The organism is Streptomyces sp. PA03-1a, assembly GCF_033792805.1.
Taxonomy (GTDB): Bacteria; Actinomycetota; Actinomycetes; order Streptomycetales; family Streptomycetaceae; genus Actinacidiphila.
On record NZ_JARAVO010000032.1, the window covers coordinates 1 to 17488 of the forward strand.

The window sequence follows — 17488 nt, forward strand, 5'->3', positions numbered from 1 at the left end:
GACGGGTCCTCGGGGCGGCCGGCGGCCCCCGTGGGGACGGGCGGCGCGGGGAGAGACCGGCCGAAAAGCACCGGGACGTCCATCAAGACCTCCGGAGTACGGCCCCCGTGTCCCCCGCGAAATCAGATTACTCGTCGGCCCCGGTCAGCGCCCCCGCGTGCGTACCGCCGTATCGCCGAGGGGACGAAGACCGCGAGCCGCCCGGATCGCCGACGCCCCGCGGGCGGCGTGGCCCATGGCTCATCCGTTCGCGGCCTCGGTGGGCTGGTCGCCGGCACTGCCGGTCCACCGAAGAGCCCGCGGCTGGCGGCGGCCGGCGTACGGACGCGGCGGCGGGGAGGAGGACCGGGGCCGGGACGCCTGACCGCGGCTGTGCCGGGGACCGGGTGCGGTGCGGCCGTTTCCCCGGCGGGCTCGGGCTACCCTGCTCGGAAGGCCCGAAAGAGGGGGTGCTGCCGGTGTCCGGGCGTCGACTGCGTGCCCTGCGCGCACTGAGGAACTCGGCGAAGGAGAAGGCCAGGACGGCGAGGTCGGCCCGTCCCGCCCAGGCCTCCGCACCGCCGGCCGGCGAGGGGGAGGGCCCCCTGGAGCCGCGGATCGCGGGCCCCGCGGCCGCCGCCGTGAGCAGCGTGATGGACGCGGCCCTGTACCGGGACGGCCGGCGCATCGCGACGCCCTCCTCCCTCGCCGAGGCGTACACACAGCTGCGCGCCGAGCCCGGCGCGATGGCCTGGATCGGGCTCTACCGGCCGAGCGAGGCCGAGCTGGTCTCGCTGGCGAAGGAGTTCGACCTGCACCCGCTGGCCCTGGAGGACGCCATCCAGGCCCACCAGCGCCCCAAGCTGGAGCGGTACGGGGAGACCCTCTTCGTCGTGCTCCGCGCCGCCCGCTACCTGGACGCCCCGGAGGAGGTCGACTTCGCCGAGCTGCACATCTTCGTCGGCCCCGGCTTCGTCCTGACCGTCCGCCACGGTGCGGCCCCCGACCTGTCCGCCGTGCGGCGCCGCATGGAGAGCAACCCCGAGCTGCTGACGCTCGGACCGGAGGCGGTGCTCTACGCGATACTCGACACGGTCGTCGACGGCTACGCACCGGTCGTCGCGGGGGTCGAGAAGGACATGGAGGAGAGCGAGATCCAGGTCTTCGGCGGCGACCCCCAGGTCTCCCGCCGGATCTATGAGCTCTCCCAGGAGGTGCTGGAGTTCCAGCGCGCCACCCGTCCGCTCATCCCCATGCTGGACGGGCTGCAGGCGGGCTTCGTGAAGTACGGGACGGACGAGGAGTTGCAGCGCTACCTGCGCGACGTCGCCGACCACGTCACGCACACCATCGAGCGCGTGGACGGCTTCCGGCAGGCGCTCGGCGACCTGCTCACCCTCAACGCGACCCTGGTCGCGCAGCAGCAGAACGCCGAGATGCGGGCGCTGGCGGAGGCCGGCTTCGAGCAGAACGAGGAGATCAAGAAGATCTCCGCCTGGGCCGCCATCCTCTTCGCGCCCACGCTCGTCGGAACCATCTACGGCATGAACTTCGACCACATGCCCGAGCTGCACTGGCTGCTCGGGTACCCCTTCGCGATCCTGCTCATGGGCGTGGTCTGCGTCAGCCTCTACCTGGTCTTCAAACGGCGCGGCTGGCTGTGAGGGCCCCGCGGGCTCAGATCCTGGGATGCGCGGGCACGTGCGTGACCTCCTCGATCTCGTGCGCGGCCTTGCCGAGGAGCTGACGCGCGAGGTCGTTGAGCGCCCTGGCCGCCGCGAGTTCCTCGCCGACCCGTTCCTGGTCCGGGTCGGAGGGGTGCCGGTTGGCGTGGCCGTGCGACCTGACCTCCGTGCCGTCCGGAAGGCGGAGCAGCGCGGCGGCCTTCGTCCTCGCGCCGTCCTCCCGGAAGTCCATCTCGATGTGCCATCCGACGAGGGTCTGCATGACGGAACACCTCCAGCGGTCCCGGTCCCGGTGTCTCCTTCCAGCGTGCTCCCTATCGCGGAACTACTCCACCAGGGTGACGATGGAGCAAAAGGAAATCGGTCCCTGCCACGAGGAGGCGCCGTCATGACCACCGCACTGGACATCATGCATCCCGGCGCCATGTGCGTCGGGGAGCGGGAGAGCCTCGCCGACGCGGCCCGGATCATGCGTGAGCAGGACATCGGCGCGCTGCCGATCTGCGGGGACGACGACGTGCTGGTCGGCATCGTCACCGACCGGGACATCGTGCTGAAGTGCGTCGCCGAGGGACGCGACCCGTCCGAGGTCTCCTGCGGCGAGCTGGCCATGGGCCGGCCGCAGATCATCGAGGGGGACGAGCAGATCGACCGGGTGCTGGAACTGATGGAGGAGTACCGGGTGCGCCGGCTGCCGGTGATCGACCATCCCGCGCACCGTCTCATCGGCATGATCAGCGAGGCCGACGTGGCCCGCCACCTGCCGCAGGAACGGGTCGCCGAGTTCGTCACGGCCGTCTGCTCGGACTGACCGGGGCCATGTGGACGGGGCGGTCACGTCCGCCCGATCCGGGCGAGCGCCTCGTCCACGCTCGGCACCGGGCGGAAGGCCCTCATCAGCCCGGTGGCGCGCAGGATCCTCAGGGTCGGGGGGCGGGCGCAGACGAACTGCACCTGCCCGCCGTGGCCGCGGACCCGGCTCCGCAGCCGGCACAGGACCGCGAGTCCGGAGCAGTCGATGAAGTCGACGGGGCCCAGGTCGACGACGAGACCGGGGCCAGGGGCGCGGGTCAGCGCGTCGAGCAGCGGAATGATCTCCATCGCCGCGACGATGTCGATCTCCCCGCTGAGTTCCACCACGACGCACCCGTCGATCGTGCGGGTACGCAGGTACGGGCTCACCGGAGCATAAGATCACCGGGCCGATGAGCCGACCAATGCGTCAAGGTCCACTTCACTCGATCGAGTGAGACCTGTGAAAAGCTGCAAAACCCCTGTTCACAGGGGAGGAGAGCGGTACCCGGCGTCGCCGCCGGGTGCGCTCAGACGGCGCGGAGGACGGCGTTCAGCCGGTCCCGGGTGGCGTCCGGCGAGAGGCTGTCGGCGCGCAGCTTCGCCATGACGACGCGGTACTGGTCGACCTCCTCGCGCTTGTCGATGTACATCGCCCCGGTGAGCTGCTCCACGTACACGACGTCCGGGACGTCGGACTCCGGGAAGGTCAGCTGGGTGAAGGTCCCGCTGGCGCCCGCGGAGTACCCCGTGAACTCCAGCGGCAGCAGCTGCACCGTCACGTTCGGCTGCTGCGAGGCCTCGATGAGGTGCACGAGCTGGGCCCGCATCACCTCCCGCCCGCCGAACCTGCGGAGCACCACGGACTCGTCCATCACGGCCACGATCTGCGGGGCGAGCTCCGAGGTCAGCAGCTTCTGCCGCTTGTGCCGCAGGTCCAGCCGGCGCTCCACCTCGTCGGCGGGGGCGTCCGGGTGGCCCAGTTCGATGACGGCGCGGCTGTAGTCGTCGGCCTGGAGCAGCCCGTGCACGAACTGCGTCTCGAAGGAGCGGATGACCGAGGCGGACTCCTCCAGACCCACGTACGTCTGGAACCACGCCGGCAGGACATCGCCGAAGCCGTGCCACCAGCCGGCGACGTTCGCCTCGCGCACCAGGCCGAGCAGGGCCGTGCGCTCGCCGTCGTCCGTGATGCCGTAGAGGGTGAGCAGGTCGGCCACGTCGCGCTCCTTGAAGCTCACGCGCCCGAGCTCCATGCGGCTGATCTTCGACTCGGACGCGCGGATCGAGTAGCCCGCGGCCTCACGGGTGATGCCCTGCGCTTCGCGCAGCCTGCGCAGCTGCGAGCCCAGGAGGATGCGGCGCACCATCGATCCGCTTCCTGACTGCACTGTGGTCATTTGCGCCTACCTTCTCCCCGTGGCATCCAGCAGTCTGCCACCTTCGCGCTGCGTTCAGTACTCGATCGGTCACTCTCGATCGTCACTCCCGGCCCATCTGCCTCGTGCCATGCAAATGCACGTGCATCCGCCCCTTGCATCGGCCGCAGGCCGTACGGGACGATTGCGTACGTGCCGATACCGGGTGGTGCGCATGTGGACTGAGAGCTCGGCCGGGGTGCAGCCTTTATGGGACGGGCTGGTTCCGGAGCGCCTTTCGTCGTCGAGTGCCACCTCCTGCCCACTGCCGCCGCGTTACGAGGCGGTCGGCGACGCACGAAGATTCGCGCGGACGACCCTGCACGCCTGGCACTTGGAAGAACTCCAGGACGGCATCGAACTGGTCGCCTCGGAACTGGTGACCAACGCCCTGCGCTACGCGGTCCCCGAGGACGCGGCCCACGGGTGCGTCCGGCTCAGCCTGGTCAGATGGTCAACGCGCGTAGTGTGCGCGGTGCGCGACCCCAGCAGCCACGGACCCGTCGCCAAGGCCCCGGACTTCGTCGCCGAGTCCGGGCGCGGGCTGCATCTGGTGGAGTCCTTCAGCGATACCTGGGGCTGGCACCCCCTCACCGGCATGGGGAAAGTCGTCTGGGCGCTCTTCCGTATGCCCGGACAGGACGACGGTCCGTCACATTGAGCCGTACCGGGGACGACCGCGGTCAGCTCGCCACGAAGTGATCGAACTCCCCGTTCTTCATCCCCACGATGAGGGATTCAATCTCTTCCTTCGTATATATCAGCGCCGGTCCGTCCGGAAAACGTGAATTGCGCACGGCCACGTCCCCGTCCGGAAGCGCGGCCAGCTCCACGCACTGACCGTTCGCATTGCTGTGCCGGCTCTTCTGCCACGCCAGTCCGTGGAGATCGGACGCTGCCATGCCGTTGTACGTGTGGCGCATGCTTCTCTCCAGGTAAGTGCCGTGCAGGACAGGGGAGATGATAGCCAGAGACGGTGTCACGTGCATCTGCACGTGCAGGTGCACGTGCAGTCACTCAGGGTGAATGCAGCGGCCAATGAAGGGCCAACGAACCGTCCGCCGGAATTGCTCCCACCGTATGCGACGGCCCCGCCCGGGAATCGGATTCCCGGGCGGGGCCGTTTAATGCCGGAGGCACCTGAGCCGCTGCCGTCACTCCTGACCGGCGGGAACGGTGCCGAGCTTGCCGGCCTTGAAGTCGTCGAAGGCCTGGGCGAGTTCGGCGTGGGTGTTCATCACGAACGGGCCGTACTGCATCATCGGCTCACGAATCGGCAGCCCGCCCAGAAGGACGACCTCGAAGTTGGGGCTGCGCGATTCCTGGGACTCGTCGGCGCGGATCGTGAGGGAATCGCCGCGCCCGAAGACCACCGCCTGCCCCATGCGGAAGGGCCGGTTCTCCGGGCCCGCGGTGCCGCGGCCGGCCAGGCCGTACGCCAGGGCGTTGAAGTCCGCGCGCCAGGGCAGCGTGAGCTGGGCGCCCGGGTTCACCGAGACGTGCAGCATGGTGATCGGGGTGTGCGTGGCGCCCGGGCCCTGGTGGCCGTCGATGTCGCCGGCGATGATCCGGATGAGCGCGCCGCCGTCCTCGGACGCCAGCAGCTTGACGTTGCCGCCGCGGATGTCCTGGTACTTCGGCGCGATCATCTTGTCCCGGGCGGGCAGGTTGACCCACAGCTGCAGGCCGTGGAACAGGCCGCCGGTCATGACCAGTTCCTCCGGCGGCGTCTCGATGTGGAGCAGGCCGCTGCCGGCCGTCATCCACTGCGTGTCACCGTCGGTGATGGTGCCGCCGCCACCGTGGGAGTCCTGGTGGATGAACGCGCCGTCCATGATGTAGGTGACGGTCTCGAAGCCGCGGTGCGGGTGCCAGGGCGTGCCCTTGGGCTCGCCGGGCGCGTACTCCACCTCACCCATCTGGTCCATCATGATGAACGGGTCGAGGTTCTTGTAGTCGATGCCCGCGAAGGCACGGCGGACGGGGAAGCCCTCCCCCTCGAAGCCGCTCGGGGCGGTGGTCACCTGCAGCGCACGCCGCTGCACCGCGTCGGCGGGGGCGTGGACGCGCGGCAGGGTCAACGGGTTCTCGACGGTCACTGCAGGCATGGCCAGGATCCTCCTCGGATTGTTCAACGTTCAACATAGTTGAACGCTGAACTTCCCGCAACCGTTCCCCGGCCTTTGTCCGGTTTACGTGGGGTGAGGGCCGGATCAGCCGTACATCCGCCGCATGGTGAACTCCACCATCTGCTCGACCGCCTTCGCGTCGAACACCATCCGGTGCTCGCCCTCCATGTCCAGCACGAAGCCGTAGCCGGTCGGCAGCAGGTCCAGCACCTCGGCACCCGTGATCACGAAGTACTTGGACTCCTTGCCGGCGTAGCGGCGCAGCTGCTTCAGCGAGGAGAACATGGGGATCACCGGCTGCTGCGTGTCGTGCAGCGCCAGGAAACCGGGGTTGTCGCCGCGCGGGCAGTAGACCTTGGACGTGGCGAAGACCGCCTGGAAGTCCTCCGCCGACATCGAGCCCGTCGTGAACGCGCGCACCGCGTCCGCCAGCGAGGGCGGTGACGGCTCGGGGTAGCCCGCGCCCATCGGCGCCCCGCCCATCGGCGGCGCCGCCCCTGCCATCCCGTTCTGGTCGTAGCCGTACACGGCACACAGCGTATCGGGCCGCTAGCCCGGCACGGGAGCCTCGTGGAGTTCGAACCAGATCGCCTTGCCGTCGCCGAGCGGATCCACGCCCCAGGCGTCCGCCATCTCCTGCAGGAGCAGCAGCCCGCGTCCGGAGGCGGCCATCTCGCCCGGGGTGCGGCGGTGCGGCATGTCGTCGCTGCGGTCGGTCACGTCGACCCGCAGCCGCCGGACACCCGGCACGCCGAGCAGCTGCGCGCCCAGCACCGCGTCGTCGTCCGTGTGCAGCAGCACATTGGTGACCAGCTCCGACACCAGCAGCACGGCCGCGTCGACCTGGTCCCCGCACGTCCAGTCGTGCAGCAGCGCGCGGACCTCCTCCCGGGCCGCCCGCAGCTGCCGGGGGTCGGTCTGGCCGACGGTGAGCACGCTGCGCCGCACCGGGACGTCACGGAGCGTCCCGGCGGGGTCGCGGCGCACCAGCAGCAGCGCGATGTCGTCCTCCCGGCGGTCGGCGAACGGGCCGGTCAGATGGTGCGAGGCCGGGCCGTGCACCGCTTCGACCAGGGTGTCGGCGAGCGCCTCCAGCCCGTCGTCGACCGCGTCCTCCAGCACCGAGCGCAGCCGCCGCCACCCCGTGCCCAGGTCGTGGCCGCCGGTCTCGACCAGCCCGTCCGTGCAGATGAGCATCGTCTCGCCCGGCTCCAGGGTGAGCCGCGTGGTCGGGTAGTCGGAGTCGGGGGCGATCCCCAGGGGGAGGCCGCCGGCCGTGCGCCGGATCATCGTCGTGCCGTCCGCGAGCCGGACGACCGGGTCCAGGTGCCCCGCCCGTACGACGTCCAGGGTGCCGCTGACCGGATCGACCTCCAGGTAGAGGCACGTGGCGAAGCGGCCGTCCTCCCCGTCGGCGGAACACTGGGTGAGGCCGGCCAGGAAGCGGGAGGTCCGGGACATCACCGCGTCCGGGCGGTGCCCCTCGGCGGCGTACGCGCGCAGCGCGATGCGCAGTTGCCCCATCACCCCCGCCGCGCGGACGTCGTGGCCCTGCACGTCGCCGACGACCAGGGCGGTGCGCCCCGACGGCAGGTCGATCACGTCGTACCAGTCGCCGCCCACCTGCAGCCCGCCGCCGGTCGGCACGTAGCGCGCGGTCAGCCTCATCCCCTCGACCTGCGGCCGCCGCCCCGGCAGCATCGCGCGCTGCAGCCCGTCGGAGAGCTCCCGCTCCGACTCGTGCAGATGCGCCCGGGACAGCGCCTGGGCGAGCATCCGGGCGACGGTGGTCAGCACCGACCGCTCGTCCGGGGTGAAGGCGACGCGTTCCCTGAAGGCGGCCATCCACGCGCCGATCGTGCGGCCCGCGGCGACCAGCGGCAGGTACGCCCAGGACGACCGCCCGAAGTCCCGCACCAGCGGCCACGTGGCCGGGAAGCGTTCCTCGTACGCCTGCGGGCTCGGCAGGTAGACCGCACGGCCGGTGCGCACCACGACCGCCGCCGGGTACTCCGTGCGGAGCGGCATGTCCAGGAAGGGCACCTCGTCGCCCGGCCGGTGCCCGTGGAACCCGATGGCGCGGAGCCGGTCGCCCTGGACCCCGAAGACGGCGAGGCGGTCGGGGGAGAACCCCGGCATGGACAGGTGGGCGGCCACGCGGAGCACCTCCTCGGTGCTGTCCGCCTCCGCCAGCGCCCGGCCCGCGTCCAGCAGGAAGGCCTCGCGGGACCGCCGCCAGTCCGCGGGGGCGGCGGGTGCCGCCGCGGTGGGGCGGGTGCCGGTGCCCGCGCCCGGGAGACCGTGCACCGCGGGGGCCTCCTGCAGCGTGCCGACGACCTCCTCCGGCCGGCCGCCCGCGGAGGGGAGCCCGAAGGTGCGCATCACCACCGTGCGGACGACCCGTCCGTCCTCCCGGACCACGCGCAGCAGCGACTCCGACGCGGTGCCCTCGGCTATCGCCAGGGCGACCGCCGCCGCCATGTCCACGTAGTCGGAGGCGTGGTAACGGGCCCGGGTCACCCCCGAATGGACCTTCTGTGGCTGGGGCGGAAGCCCTATCAGCCCGGCGCTCACGGCGTCGAGCTCCACCGTGTCGGTGGCGCTGTCCCAGCGCCAGACGCCCGTGCCCAGCGCGGCCAGCACGTCCTCGATGCGCATTCGCATAGTTTATGGTTTTCCGCGGCTTTCATACGAATGGGGTCGGGCGCGCGTACCCCCGTAGACTGGGGAGGCCTCATCCCCGAAATCAGACGACTTGGATGAACGATGCATCGGTACCGGTCCCACACCTGCGGTGAGCTGCGCGCCACCGACGTAGACGCGGAAGTGCGCCTGAGTGGTTGGCTGCACAATCGCCGGGATCTGGGCGGCATCCTGTTCGTCGATCTCCGGGACCACTACGGGGTGGTCCAGCTCGTCGCCCGTCCGGGCTCGCCCGCGTACGAGGCCCTGAGCCACCAGTCCAAGGAGTCGGTGCTCCGCGTCGACGGACGCGTCGTCGCCCGTTCGGGGGAGAACGTCAACCCCGACCTGCCCACCGGCGAGGTCGAGGTCGAGGTCACCGAGCTGGAGGTGCTCGGCGCCGCCGACCAGCTGCCCTTCCCGGTCTTCCCGGAGGACAACGCGAACGAGGAGATGCGGCTCACCAACCGCTTCCTCGACCTGCGCCGCGCCCGCATGCACCGCAACATCATGCTGCGCACCCAGGTGATCAGCTTCCTGCGCCGCGAGATGACGGCGCTGGGCTTCAACGAGCTGGCCACCCCCATCCTCTCCGCGACCTCGCCCGAGGGCGCCCGCGACTTCCTGGTGCCCTCCCGCGTGCACCCCGGCACGTTCTACGCGCTGCCGCAGGCCCCGCAGCAGTTCAAGCAGCTGCTGATGATCGCGGGCTTCGACCGCTACTTCCAGATCGCGCCCTGCTTCCGCGACGAGGACAGCCGTGCCGACCGCTCGCCCGGCGAGTTCTACCAGCTCGACGTCGAGATGAGCTTCGTCGAGCAGGAGGACGTCTTCGGGGTCATCGAGAAGGTCATGACCGACCTCTTCGAGGAGTTCGGCGGCGGCCGCCACGTGACCTCGCCGTTCCCGCGGATCCCGTTCCGCGAGTCGATGGTCAAGTACGGCAACGACAAGCCCGACCTGCGCGCCCGCCTGGAGCTGGTCGACGTCTCGTCGGTGTTCGCGGACTCCGGCTTCAAGGCCTTCGCCGGCAAGCACGTCCGCGCCCTGCCGGTGCCGGACACCGCCGAGCAGCCGCGCAAGTTCTTCGACAACCTCGGCGACTACGCCGTCGAGCAGGGCGCCAAGGGCCTGGCCTGGGTCCGGGTCGGCGACGACCTCACCCTCACCGGCCCGATCGCCAAGTTCCTCACCGAGGACGACGTCAAGGCGCTGCTCGCCGCCGTCGACGCCAAGCCCGGCCACGCGGTCTTCTTCGGCGCGGGCGAGTTCGACGAGGTCTCCAAGATCATGGGCGCCGTCCGGGTCGAGGCCGCGAAGCGGGCCGGCCAGTTCGAGGAGGACGTCTTCCGCTTCTGCTGGATCGTCGACTTCCCGATGTTCGAGAAGAACGAGGACACCGGGCAGATCGAGTTCTCCCACAACCCCTTCTCCATGCCGCAGGGCGGCCTGGAGGCGCTGGAGACCAAGGACCCGCTGGACATCCTCGCCTGGCAGTACGACATCGTCTGCAACGGTGTCGAGCTGTCCTCCGGCGCCATCCGGAACCACGAGCCCGCGATCATGTACAAGGCCTTCGAGATCGCCGGCTACGACCGCGACACCGTCGAGCACGAGTTCGGCGGCATGCTCCGCGCCTTCCACTTCGGCGCCCCGCCGCACGGCGGCATCGCCCCCGGTGTCGACCGCATGGTCATGCTGCTCGCGGACGAGCCCAACATCCGCGAGACCATCGCCTTCCCGCTCAACCAGAACGCCCAGGACCTCCTGATGGGCGCTCCGAGCACGGTCGACGAGGCGCGGCTGAAGGAGCTCCACCTCGCGCTGCGGCTGCCGCCGGAGAAGAAGGCCTGACGGCCCGCACCACGCCGCGTAGGCCGAAGGGCCCGGAACCGTACGGTTCCGGGCCCTTCGGCGTACGCGGTTCGGTACAGGCCCTTGAGCCTCCTGCCCGGTGGCGACGCCCGGCCGGACGCTCAGCCGTCCAGGGCGACGAGGGCGACCACCGGGTGGGCAGGGTCGCTGTCGTCGACGGCGACACCGCGGCTGTAGGCGCCGTGGTCCGCGCCGGCGGGCACGTGGTCGCCGGCGTAGCGGGCGTGCGTGAGGCCACCGGCGGCGCGGCGGCAGGGGTCGGCGGGGGGCTCGCCGACCCGCAGGGCCTGCACGTCTGGGCCGAGCGCGCCGAAGCCGGAGGCGGACAGGAACCGCTCCAGGCCTGCGGCGGTGGTGCGGAAGCTCAGTTCGAGGTCGTGCTCGCCGGACAGCCCGCCGCCCTGCGCGAGGTAGTGCACGTCCTGCGGGTCGTCGGGCAGTCGCAGGCCGAAGCGCCCGGCGGCCTCCGCCAGCGTGACGTTGCTGCCGCGGCACGCCCCGTCCCGGTCCGGGGCGGCACCGGAGCGGCGGTCGTCCGAGCCGGTCAGCGAGACCGCGAGGATCACCCCGGCCACCACCAGCACCAGGGTCAGGCCCACCGCCAGGATCAGCACCAGCGGGGACCTGTCCCTGACCGTGGTCGGCATCAGACCGCCTCCGGCTCCCCGCCGAAGCGCTCGCGGTAGGCGTCCAGGCCCTCCTCGGTGATCTTCGCGAAGAGCACCGGCGGGACGGTGAAGGGCGTCCCGGCCGGGACGGCGGCCAGCGCGCGGGCCTCCTCGGGGGTGACCCAGGCCGCGGTGTCGTCCGTCAGGGCGAAGGCCCCGCGCATGGCGGCGGCCGTGGCCGGGATGAAGGGCTCGGAGACGACCGCGTAGAGGTGGATCAGGTTCATGGCGGTGCGCAGGGTCAGGGCGGCGCCGTCGGCGTCCGTCTTGATCTCCAGCCAGGGGGCCTTCTCCTCCAGGTAGGAGTTTCCGGCGCTCCACAGGGCGCGCAGCGCCTGCGCGGCCTTGCGGAACTGCAGGTCCTCCATGTGCCGCTCGTACTCGGCGAGGAGCTCGGCGATCTGCGCGCCCAGGCGCTCCTCGGCCTCCCCGGCCTCCCTGCCCGCGGGCACCTCGTCGCCGAAGCGCTTGCGGGAGAAGGACAGCACGCGGTTGACGAAGTTGCCGAGGGTGTCGGCGAGGTCCTTGTTGACCGAGGCCGCGAAGTGCTCCCAGGTGAAGGAGGTGTCGTCGGACTCCGGCGCGTTCGCGATCAGGAAGTAGCGCCAGTAGTCGGCGGGCAGGATCTCCAGGGCGGCGTCGGTGAAGATGCCGCGCCGCTGCGAGGTGGAGAACTTGCCGCCGTAGTAGGTCAGCCAGTTGAAGGCCTTGACGTAGTCGACCTTCTTCCACTTGTCACGGGTGCCCAGCAGGGTCGCCGGGAACATCACCGTGTGGAAGGGGACGTTGTCCTTGGCCATGAACTCGGTGTAGCGCACGTCGGTGTCGACGTCGTACCACCAGGAGCGCCAGTCGCGGGTCTCGCCGTCGCCCGCGGCGTCCGACCACTCCTTGGTGGCGCCGATGTACTCGATCGGCGCGTCGAACCAGACGTAGAAGACCTTGCCCTCGGCCGCCAGGTCCGGCCAGGTGTCGGCCGGCACCGGCACGCCCCAGTCGAGGTCGCGGGTGATGGCGCGGTCCTGCAGGCCCTCGGTCAGCCACTTGCGGGCGATGGAGGAGGCGAGCGTCGGCCAGTCCTTGCCGTGCTCGTCGACCCAGGCCTCGACCTCGTGGGAGAGCTTGGACTGCAGCAGGAAGAGGTGCTTGGTCTCGCGGACCTCCAGCCGGCTGCTGCCGCTGATCGCGGAGCGCGGCTCGATCAGGTCGGTCGGGTCCAGCACACGGGTGCAGTTCTCGCACTGGTCGCCGCGCGCCTTGTCGTAGCCGCAGTGCGGGCAGGTGCCGACGATGTAGCGGTCGGGCAGGAAGCGCTCGTCGTCCAAGGAGTAGACCTGGCGGATGGCGCGCTCCTCGATGAAGCCGTTCTCCTTCAGCTCCCGCGCGATGGCCTGGGTGATCTCGCGGTTCTGCTGCGAGGAACTGCGGCCGAAGTAGTCGAAGGAGAGCGCGAAGCCGTCGTAGACCGCCTTCTGCGCGTCGTGCTGCTGCGCGCAGAACGCGTCGACCGGCAGGCCGGCCTCCTGCGCGGCGAGCTCGGCCGGAGTGCCGTGCTCGTCGGTGGCGCAGATGTACAGCACTTCGTGGCCGCGCTGGCGCAGGTACCGGGAGTAGACGTCGGCCGGGAGCATGGACCCCACCATGTTGCCCAGGTGCTTGATCCCGTTGATGTACGGAAGGGCGCTGGTGATGAGGTGTCGAGCCATTGCCGGCTGCTCCCAAGTCGCTACTGTGGGTGAGGATTTCCTCTACGGACCGTCAATATCGTATCCGACCGGGAAGGTCCACCCGTTCGCCCTTTCCGGCATGCGGACACGGCCGGGGCCGTGATCGGCTGGCCGGGTGGACGCGCCCCTTCTGCCGGCCTCCGCGCGACGGACGGCCGCGTGGTGCGGCGTCGTGCTGCTGGTGGCCGGTGTGGGCGCGCTCGTCGTCTGGCTGGTCGTCACCTTCGCGTCGGTCGTCACCCCCGTCCTGCTGGCCCTGCTGGGCAGCGCCCTGCTGGGCCCGCTGTACCGGCGGCTGCGGGCCGTCAAGGTGCAGCGGTCGGCGGCGGCGGCGCTGACCTGCGTGGCCCTGGTGGTCTTCGTCGCGGCCGCGGGGTTCGTGGTCGTCCACAGCCTGCTGGAGACCGGGGACGAGATCGTGGCCTCGCTCAAGGACGCGGCCCGGAAACTGCTGCCACGCCTGGGCGCGTCGGGGACCTCGCTGAACGACACCATCGACAGCCTCAAGTCCTTCGCCACCAAGTACGGCGCCCGCGCCGCCTCCGGGGTGGTGTCCGGCATCAGCATCGTGGGACAGCTCATCGCGACCGCCGTGCTGGCGCTGCTGCTGACCTTCTTCTTCCTGCGCGACGGCGCCCGGTTCCCCGCACTGCTGCGCGAGGCCGCCCCGCACGGCACCGGTCCCCTGCTGGAGCGGATCGCCCACCGCGCCTTCGCCGCGGTCCAGGGCTTCATGCGGGGCACGACGGTGATCGCGCTGATCGACGCCACGCTCATCGGCATCGGCCTGCTGATCCTGCGGGTGCCGGGGGCGCCGGGCCTGGCCGCGCTGGTCTTCATCGGCGCCTACATCCCGTACCTGGGGGCGTTCATCTCCGGCGCGGTGGCGGTGCTCGTCGCCCTCGCCGACCGCGGGTGGGTGATCGGCGTGTGGGCCCTGGGTGTGGTGCTGGCGGTGCAGGTGCTGGAGGGGCACGTACTGCAGCCGATGGTGCAGAGCCGTACGGTGCACATGCACCCCGCTCTGGTGCTGCTGGCAATCACCGCGGGGGCGAGCCTGGCGGGCATCCTCGGGATGCTGCTGGCGGTGCCGATCGCGGCCGCCGCCTTCGGGGCCCTGGACGAACTCCGGCGCCACGAGCCGGACGTTCCTCCAGAAGTCGAAGGCCCTCCGTCACATCCGGCCGGATAGGGGTTGTTTTTATTACCCGCGGGTAGCATCATTACCGCCTGGTAAGTGATAAAGCTGCGAGGACTGCGAACCCTTCCCGCCGTCCGACCGACCCCGACGGAGCCGTCGCCATGGGCCACTACAAGTCAAACCTTCGCGACATCGAGTTCAACCTCTTCGAGGTCCTCGGACGCGACAAGCTGTACGGGACCGGCCCGTTCGCCGAGATGGACGTCGAGACCGCCAAGGACATCCTGTCCGAGGTCGCACGCCTCGCGGAGAACGAGCTCGCCGACTCCTTCGCCGACGCCGACCGCCACCCGCCGGTCTTCGACCCGGAGACCAACACCGCCCCCGTGCCGGACTCCTTCAAGAAGAGCTACAAGACCTTCATGGACTCCGAGTACTGGCGCCTGGGCCTGCCGGAGGGCATCGGCGGCACCACCGCCCCGCCGTCCCTGATCTGGTCGTACGCGGAGCTGATCCTCGGCTCCAACCCGGCGATATGGATGTACTCCTCCGGCCCGGCCTTCGCCCGCATCCTCTTCGAGGAGGGCAACGAGGTCCAGAAGAAGATCGCCGGGATCGCGGTCGAGAAGACCTGGGGCTCCACGATGGTCCTCACCGAGCCGGACGCCGGCTCGGACGTGGGCGCCGGCCGCGCGAAGGCCGTCGAGCAGGAGGACGGCTCCTGGCACATCGAGGGCGTGAAGCGCTTCATCACCTCCGGCGAGCACGACATGGAGGAGAACATCCTCCACTACGTCCTCGCCCGCCCCGAGGGCGCCGGCCCCGGCACCAAGGGCCTGTCCCTCTTCCTCGTCCCGAAGTACCTCTTCGACTTCGAGACCGGCGAGCTGGGCGAGCGCAACGGCGTCTACGCCACGAACGTCGAGCACAAGATGGGCCTGAAGGCCTCCAACACCTGCGAGATGACCTTCGGCGACAAGCACCCCGCCAAGGGCTGGCTCATCGGTGACAAGCACGACGGCATCCGCCAGATGTTCCGCATCATCGAGTTCGCGCGCATGATGGTCGGCACGAAGGCGATCTCCACCCTCTCCACCGGCTACCTCAACGCGCTGGAGTACGCCAAGGAGCGCGTGCAGGGCCCGGACCTCGCACAGTTCATGGACAAGAGCGCACCCAAGGTCACCATCACCCACCACCCCGACGTGCGCCGCTCCCTGCTGACGCAGAAGGCCTACGCCGAGGGCATGCGCGCGCTGGTCCTCCACACCGCCTCCGTCCAGGACGCGATCGCCGTCGCCGAGGCGGCCGGCGAGGAGGCCAAGGCCCTCGAGGCGCTCAACGACCTGCTCCTGCCGATCGTCAAGGGCTACGGCTCCGAGAAGGGCTACGAGCAGCTCGCCCAGTCCCTGCAGATCTTCGGCGGCTCCGGCTTCCTGCAGGAGTACCCGATCGAGCAGTACATCCGCGACGCCAAGATCGACACCCTCTACGAGGGCACCACGGCGATCCAGGGCCAGGACTACTTCTTCCGGAAGATCGTCCGCAACCAGGGCGCCGCGCTGACCACCCTCTCCGAGGAGATCAAGAAGTTCCTCGCCGAGGCCACCGGTGGCGACGAGCTGGCCGCCGCCCGCGAGCAGCTCGCCAAGGCCGCCGTGGACCTGGAGGCCATCGTCGGCAAGATGCTCACCGACCTCGCCGCCACCGAGCAGGACGTGAAGTCCATCTACAAGGTGGGCCTGAACACCACCCGCCTGCTGCTCGCCTCCGGCGACGTCGTCGTCGGCTACCTGCTGCTCAAGGGCGCCGCCGTCGCCGCCGGGAAGCTGGCCGCCGGCGCCTCCGCCAAGGACACCGCCTTCTACACCGGCAAGATCGCCGCCGCGAAGCACTTCGCCGCCGAGGTCCTGCCGCAGGTCTCCGTCGCGCGGTCCGTCGCCGACGGCGTCACCCTCGACGTCATGGACCTGCCGGAAGAGGCGTTCTGACCCGGCCCTGACCGGTTCCGGCCGGGACCGATACGGCAACGACGGCCCGCTCCTCCCACGAGGAGCGGGCCGTCGCGCGTCCTTATGCTTGAAGCATGAACCCTCAGCCCCACTTCGGCCGCGGCCACACCGACGACCTCGCAGCCTTCCTCACCGCCAGCCCGTCTCAGTACCACGCGGTCGCGAGCGCCGCCGAGCGCCTGGAGAAGGCCGGATTCCAGCAGGTGGCCGAGACCGAGGCGTGGGGCGCCGGGGCGGGCGGCAAGTACGTGCTGCGGGGTGGCGCGATCATCGCCTGGTACGTGCCCGAGGGCGCCGGACCCGCCACCCCCTTCCGGGTGGTCGGCGCCCACACCGACTCCACCAACCTGCGCGTCAAGCCGCGTCCCGACTCGGGCTCCTTCGGGTGGCGCCAGATCGCCGTCGAGATCTACGGCGGCGCCCTCCTCAACACCTGGCTCGACCGCGACCTGGGCCTGTCCGGCCGGCTGGTGCTGCGCGACGGCACGACGACGCTGGTCCACGTCGACCGGCCGCTGCTGCGGGTGCCGCAGCTCGCCGTCCACCTCGACCGCGCCGTCAACACCGACGGCCTCAAGCTCGACAAGCAGCGCCACATGCAGCCCGTCTGGGGCCTCGGCGAGGTCGACGAGGGCGCCCTGATCGCGTTCCTCGCGGAGGAGAGCGGCGTGGCCGCCGCCGACGTCGTCGGCTGGGACCTGATGACCCACGACGTCCAGCCGCCCGCCTACCTCGGCCGCGACCGCGAGTTCCTGGCCGCGGGCCGGCTCGACAACCTGCTCTCCGTGCACGCCGGCACCGCCGCCCTGGCGGCCGTCGCCGGGGCCGACCTACCGTACGTCCCCGTACTGGCCGCCTTCGACCACGAGGAGACCGGCAGCGAGTCCGACACCGGCGCCGTCGGCCCGCTGCTCGGCAACGTCCTGGAGCGCTCCGTCTTCGCCCGCGGCGGCAGCTACGAGGACCGCGCCCGCGCCTTCGCCGGCACCGTATGCGCCTCCTCCGACACCGGCCACGCCGTCCACCCCAACTACGCGGAGAAGCACGACCCGACGCACCGCCCGATGCCCAACGGCGGCCCGATCCTCAAGGTCAACGTCAGCCAGCGCTACGCCACCGACGGCACCGGCCGCGGCATCTTCGCCGCCGCCTGCGAGCGGGCCGGCGTGCCCTGGCAGGCCTTCGTCTCCAACAACGCCATGCCCTGCGGCACCACCATCGGCCCCATCACCGCCGCCCGGCACGGCATCACGACCGTGGACGTCGGCGTGCCGATCCTCTCGATGCACTCCGCGCGCGAACTGTGCGGCGCCGACGACCCGTACCTGCTGGCCAGCGCCCTGAAGGCGTTCCTGGAGGGCTGATCCGCGGCCCCGCCGG

General features: G+C 70.8%; 16 protein-coding genes. 7 read left to right on the plus strand and 9 right to left on the minus strand.

The annotated features are described in order from the left end of the window. Positions 1-458 precede the first annotated feature (458 nt). Entirely contained in the window at positions 459-1643 is a 1185-nt protein-coding gene (locus PV341_RS09730; protein WP_500331444.1) for a magnesium and cobalt transport protein CorA, read from the plus strand. A gap of 13 nt (positions 1644-1656) precedes the next feature. Here the strand turns inward: PV341_RS09730 and PV341_RS09735 are convergent, their stop codons facing one another. Beyond that, entirely contained in the window at positions 1657-1926 is a 270-nt protein-coding gene (locus tag PV341_RS09735) for a DUF1876 domain-containing protein (protein ID WP_499512810.1), read from the minus strand. Between the two features lie 126 nt (positions 1927-2052). Between PV341_RS09735 and PV341_RS09740 the strand changes: the two genes are divergently transcribed. After that, positions 2053-2475 (plus strand): CBS domain-containing protein, encoded by a 423-nt coding sequence (locus PV341_RS09740; RefSeq protein WP_499512811.1) that lies wholly within the window; start codon positions 2053-2055, stop codon positions 2473-2475. Positions 2476-2498: 23 nt separating this feature from the next. Here PV341_RS09740 and PV341_RS09745 read toward each other — a convergent pair whose 3' ends face one another. Then, positions 2499-2846 (minus strand): anti-sigma factor antagonist, encoded by a 348-nt coding sequence (locus PV341_RS09745; RefSeq protein ID WP_500331447.1) that lies wholly within the window; start codon positions 2844-2846, stop codon positions 2499-2501. A gap of 140 nt (positions 2847-2986) precedes the next feature. Continuing rightward, positions 2987-3856: a Sco1979 family transcriptional regulator gene (locus PV341_RS09750; RefSeq protein ID WP_500331449.1), complete on the minus strand. Its 870-nt coding sequence runs from the start codon at positions 3854-3856 to the stop codon at positions 2987-2989. Between the two features lie 193 nt (positions 3857-4049). Between PV341_RS09750 and PV341_RS09755 the strand changes: the two genes are divergently transcribed. After that, positions 4050-4535, plus strand: a complete 486-nt coding sequence (locus PV341_RS09755; RefSeq protein ID WP_500331451.1) for an ATP-binding protein — start codon at positions 4050-4052, stop codon at positions 4533-4535. A gap of 22 nt (positions 4536-4557) precedes the next feature. On the opposite strand, the gene PV341_RS09760 is transcribed toward PV341_RS09755, so the two are convergent. The 4 genes from PV341_RS09760 to PV341_RS09775 all read right to left on the minus strand — a co-directional run bounded on the left by PV341_RS09760 (position 4558) and on the right by PV341_RS09775 (position 8661). Continuing rightward, positions 4558-4797 carry a DUF397 domain-containing protein gene (locus tag PV341_RS09760; RefSeq protein WP_500357379.1) on the minus strand — a complete coding sequence of 80 codons (240 nt, stop codon included), beginning with the start codon at positions 4795-4797 and terminating at the stop codon, positions 4558-4560. Positions 4798-5028: 231 nt separating this feature from the next. Then, entirely contained in the window at positions 5029-5982 is a 954-nt protein-coding gene (locus PV341_RS09765) for a pirin family protein (protein WP_500331454.1), read from the minus strand. A gap of 105 nt (positions 5983-6087) precedes the next feature. Then, the gene (locus tag PV341_RS09770; protein ID WP_499512817.1) at positions 6088-6531 is read right to left on the minus strand and encodes an SseB family protein; all 444 of its coding nucleotides are present in this window, start codon (positions 6529-6531) and stop codon (positions 6088-6090) included. Positions 6532-6552: 21 nt separating this feature from the next. After that, positions 6553-8661 carry an ATP-binding SpoIIE family protein phosphatase gene (locus PV341_RS09775; RefSeq protein WP_500357381.1) on the minus strand — a complete coding sequence of 703 codons (2109 nt, stop codon included), beginning with the start codon at positions 8659-8661 and terminating at the stop codon, positions 6553-6555. 108 nt (positions 8662-8769) lie between these two features. Here PV341_RS09775 and aspS point away from each other — a divergent pair, with 108 nt between their 5' ends. After that, positions 8770-10539, plus strand: a complete 1770-nt coding sequence (aspS, locus tag PV341_RS09780; RefSeq protein ID WP_500331458.1) for an aspartate--tRNA ligase — start codon at positions 8770-8772, stop codon at positions 10537-10539. A gap of 122 nt (positions 10540-10661) precedes the next feature. Here the strand turns inward: aspS and PV341_RS09785 are convergent, their stop codons facing one another. Together PV341_RS09785 and metG are read right to left on the minus strand one after the other, a co-directional pair. Next, the gene (locus PV341_RS09785) at positions 10662-11207 is read right to left on the minus strand and encodes a hypothetical protein (protein WP_500331459.1); all 546 of its coding nucleotides are present in this window, start codon (positions 11205-11207) and stop codon (positions 10662-10664) included. Next, positions 11207-12934, minus strand: coding sequence for a methionine--tRNA ligase (gene metG, locus PV341_RS09790; protein ID WP_500331461.1), 1728 nt, complete (start codon positions 12932-12934; stop codon positions 11207-11209). The genes PV341_RS09785 and metG overlap by 1 nt, the downstream gene beginning before the upstream one ends. Before the next feature lie 136 nt (positions 12935-13070). Here metG and PV341_RS09795 point away from each other — a divergent pair, with 136 nt between their 5' ends. The 3 genes from PV341_RS09795 (at position 13071) to PV341_RS09805 (ending at position 17472) form a co-directional block, all read left to right on the plus strand. Beyond that, complete coding sequence (locus tag PV341_RS09795) at positions 13071-14147, plus strand: AI-2E family transporter (RefSeq protein ID WP_500331462.1); 1077 nt, start codon at positions 13071-13073, stop codon at positions 14145-14147. A gap of 110 nt (positions 14148-14257) precedes the next feature. Continuing rightward, positions 14258-16087, plus strand: a complete 1830-nt coding sequence (locus PV341_RS09800) for an acyl-CoA dehydrogenase (RefSeq protein ID WP_500331464.1) — start codon at positions 14258-14260, stop codon at positions 16085-16087. 95 nt (positions 16088-16182) lie between these two features. Further along, positions 16183-17472: a M18 family aminopeptidase gene (locus PV341_RS09805; protein ID WP_500331466.1), complete on the plus strand. Its 1290-nt coding sequence runs from the start codon at positions 16183-16185 to the stop codon at positions 17470-17472. The last annotated feature ends 16 nt before the right edge of the window (positions 17473-17488 follow it).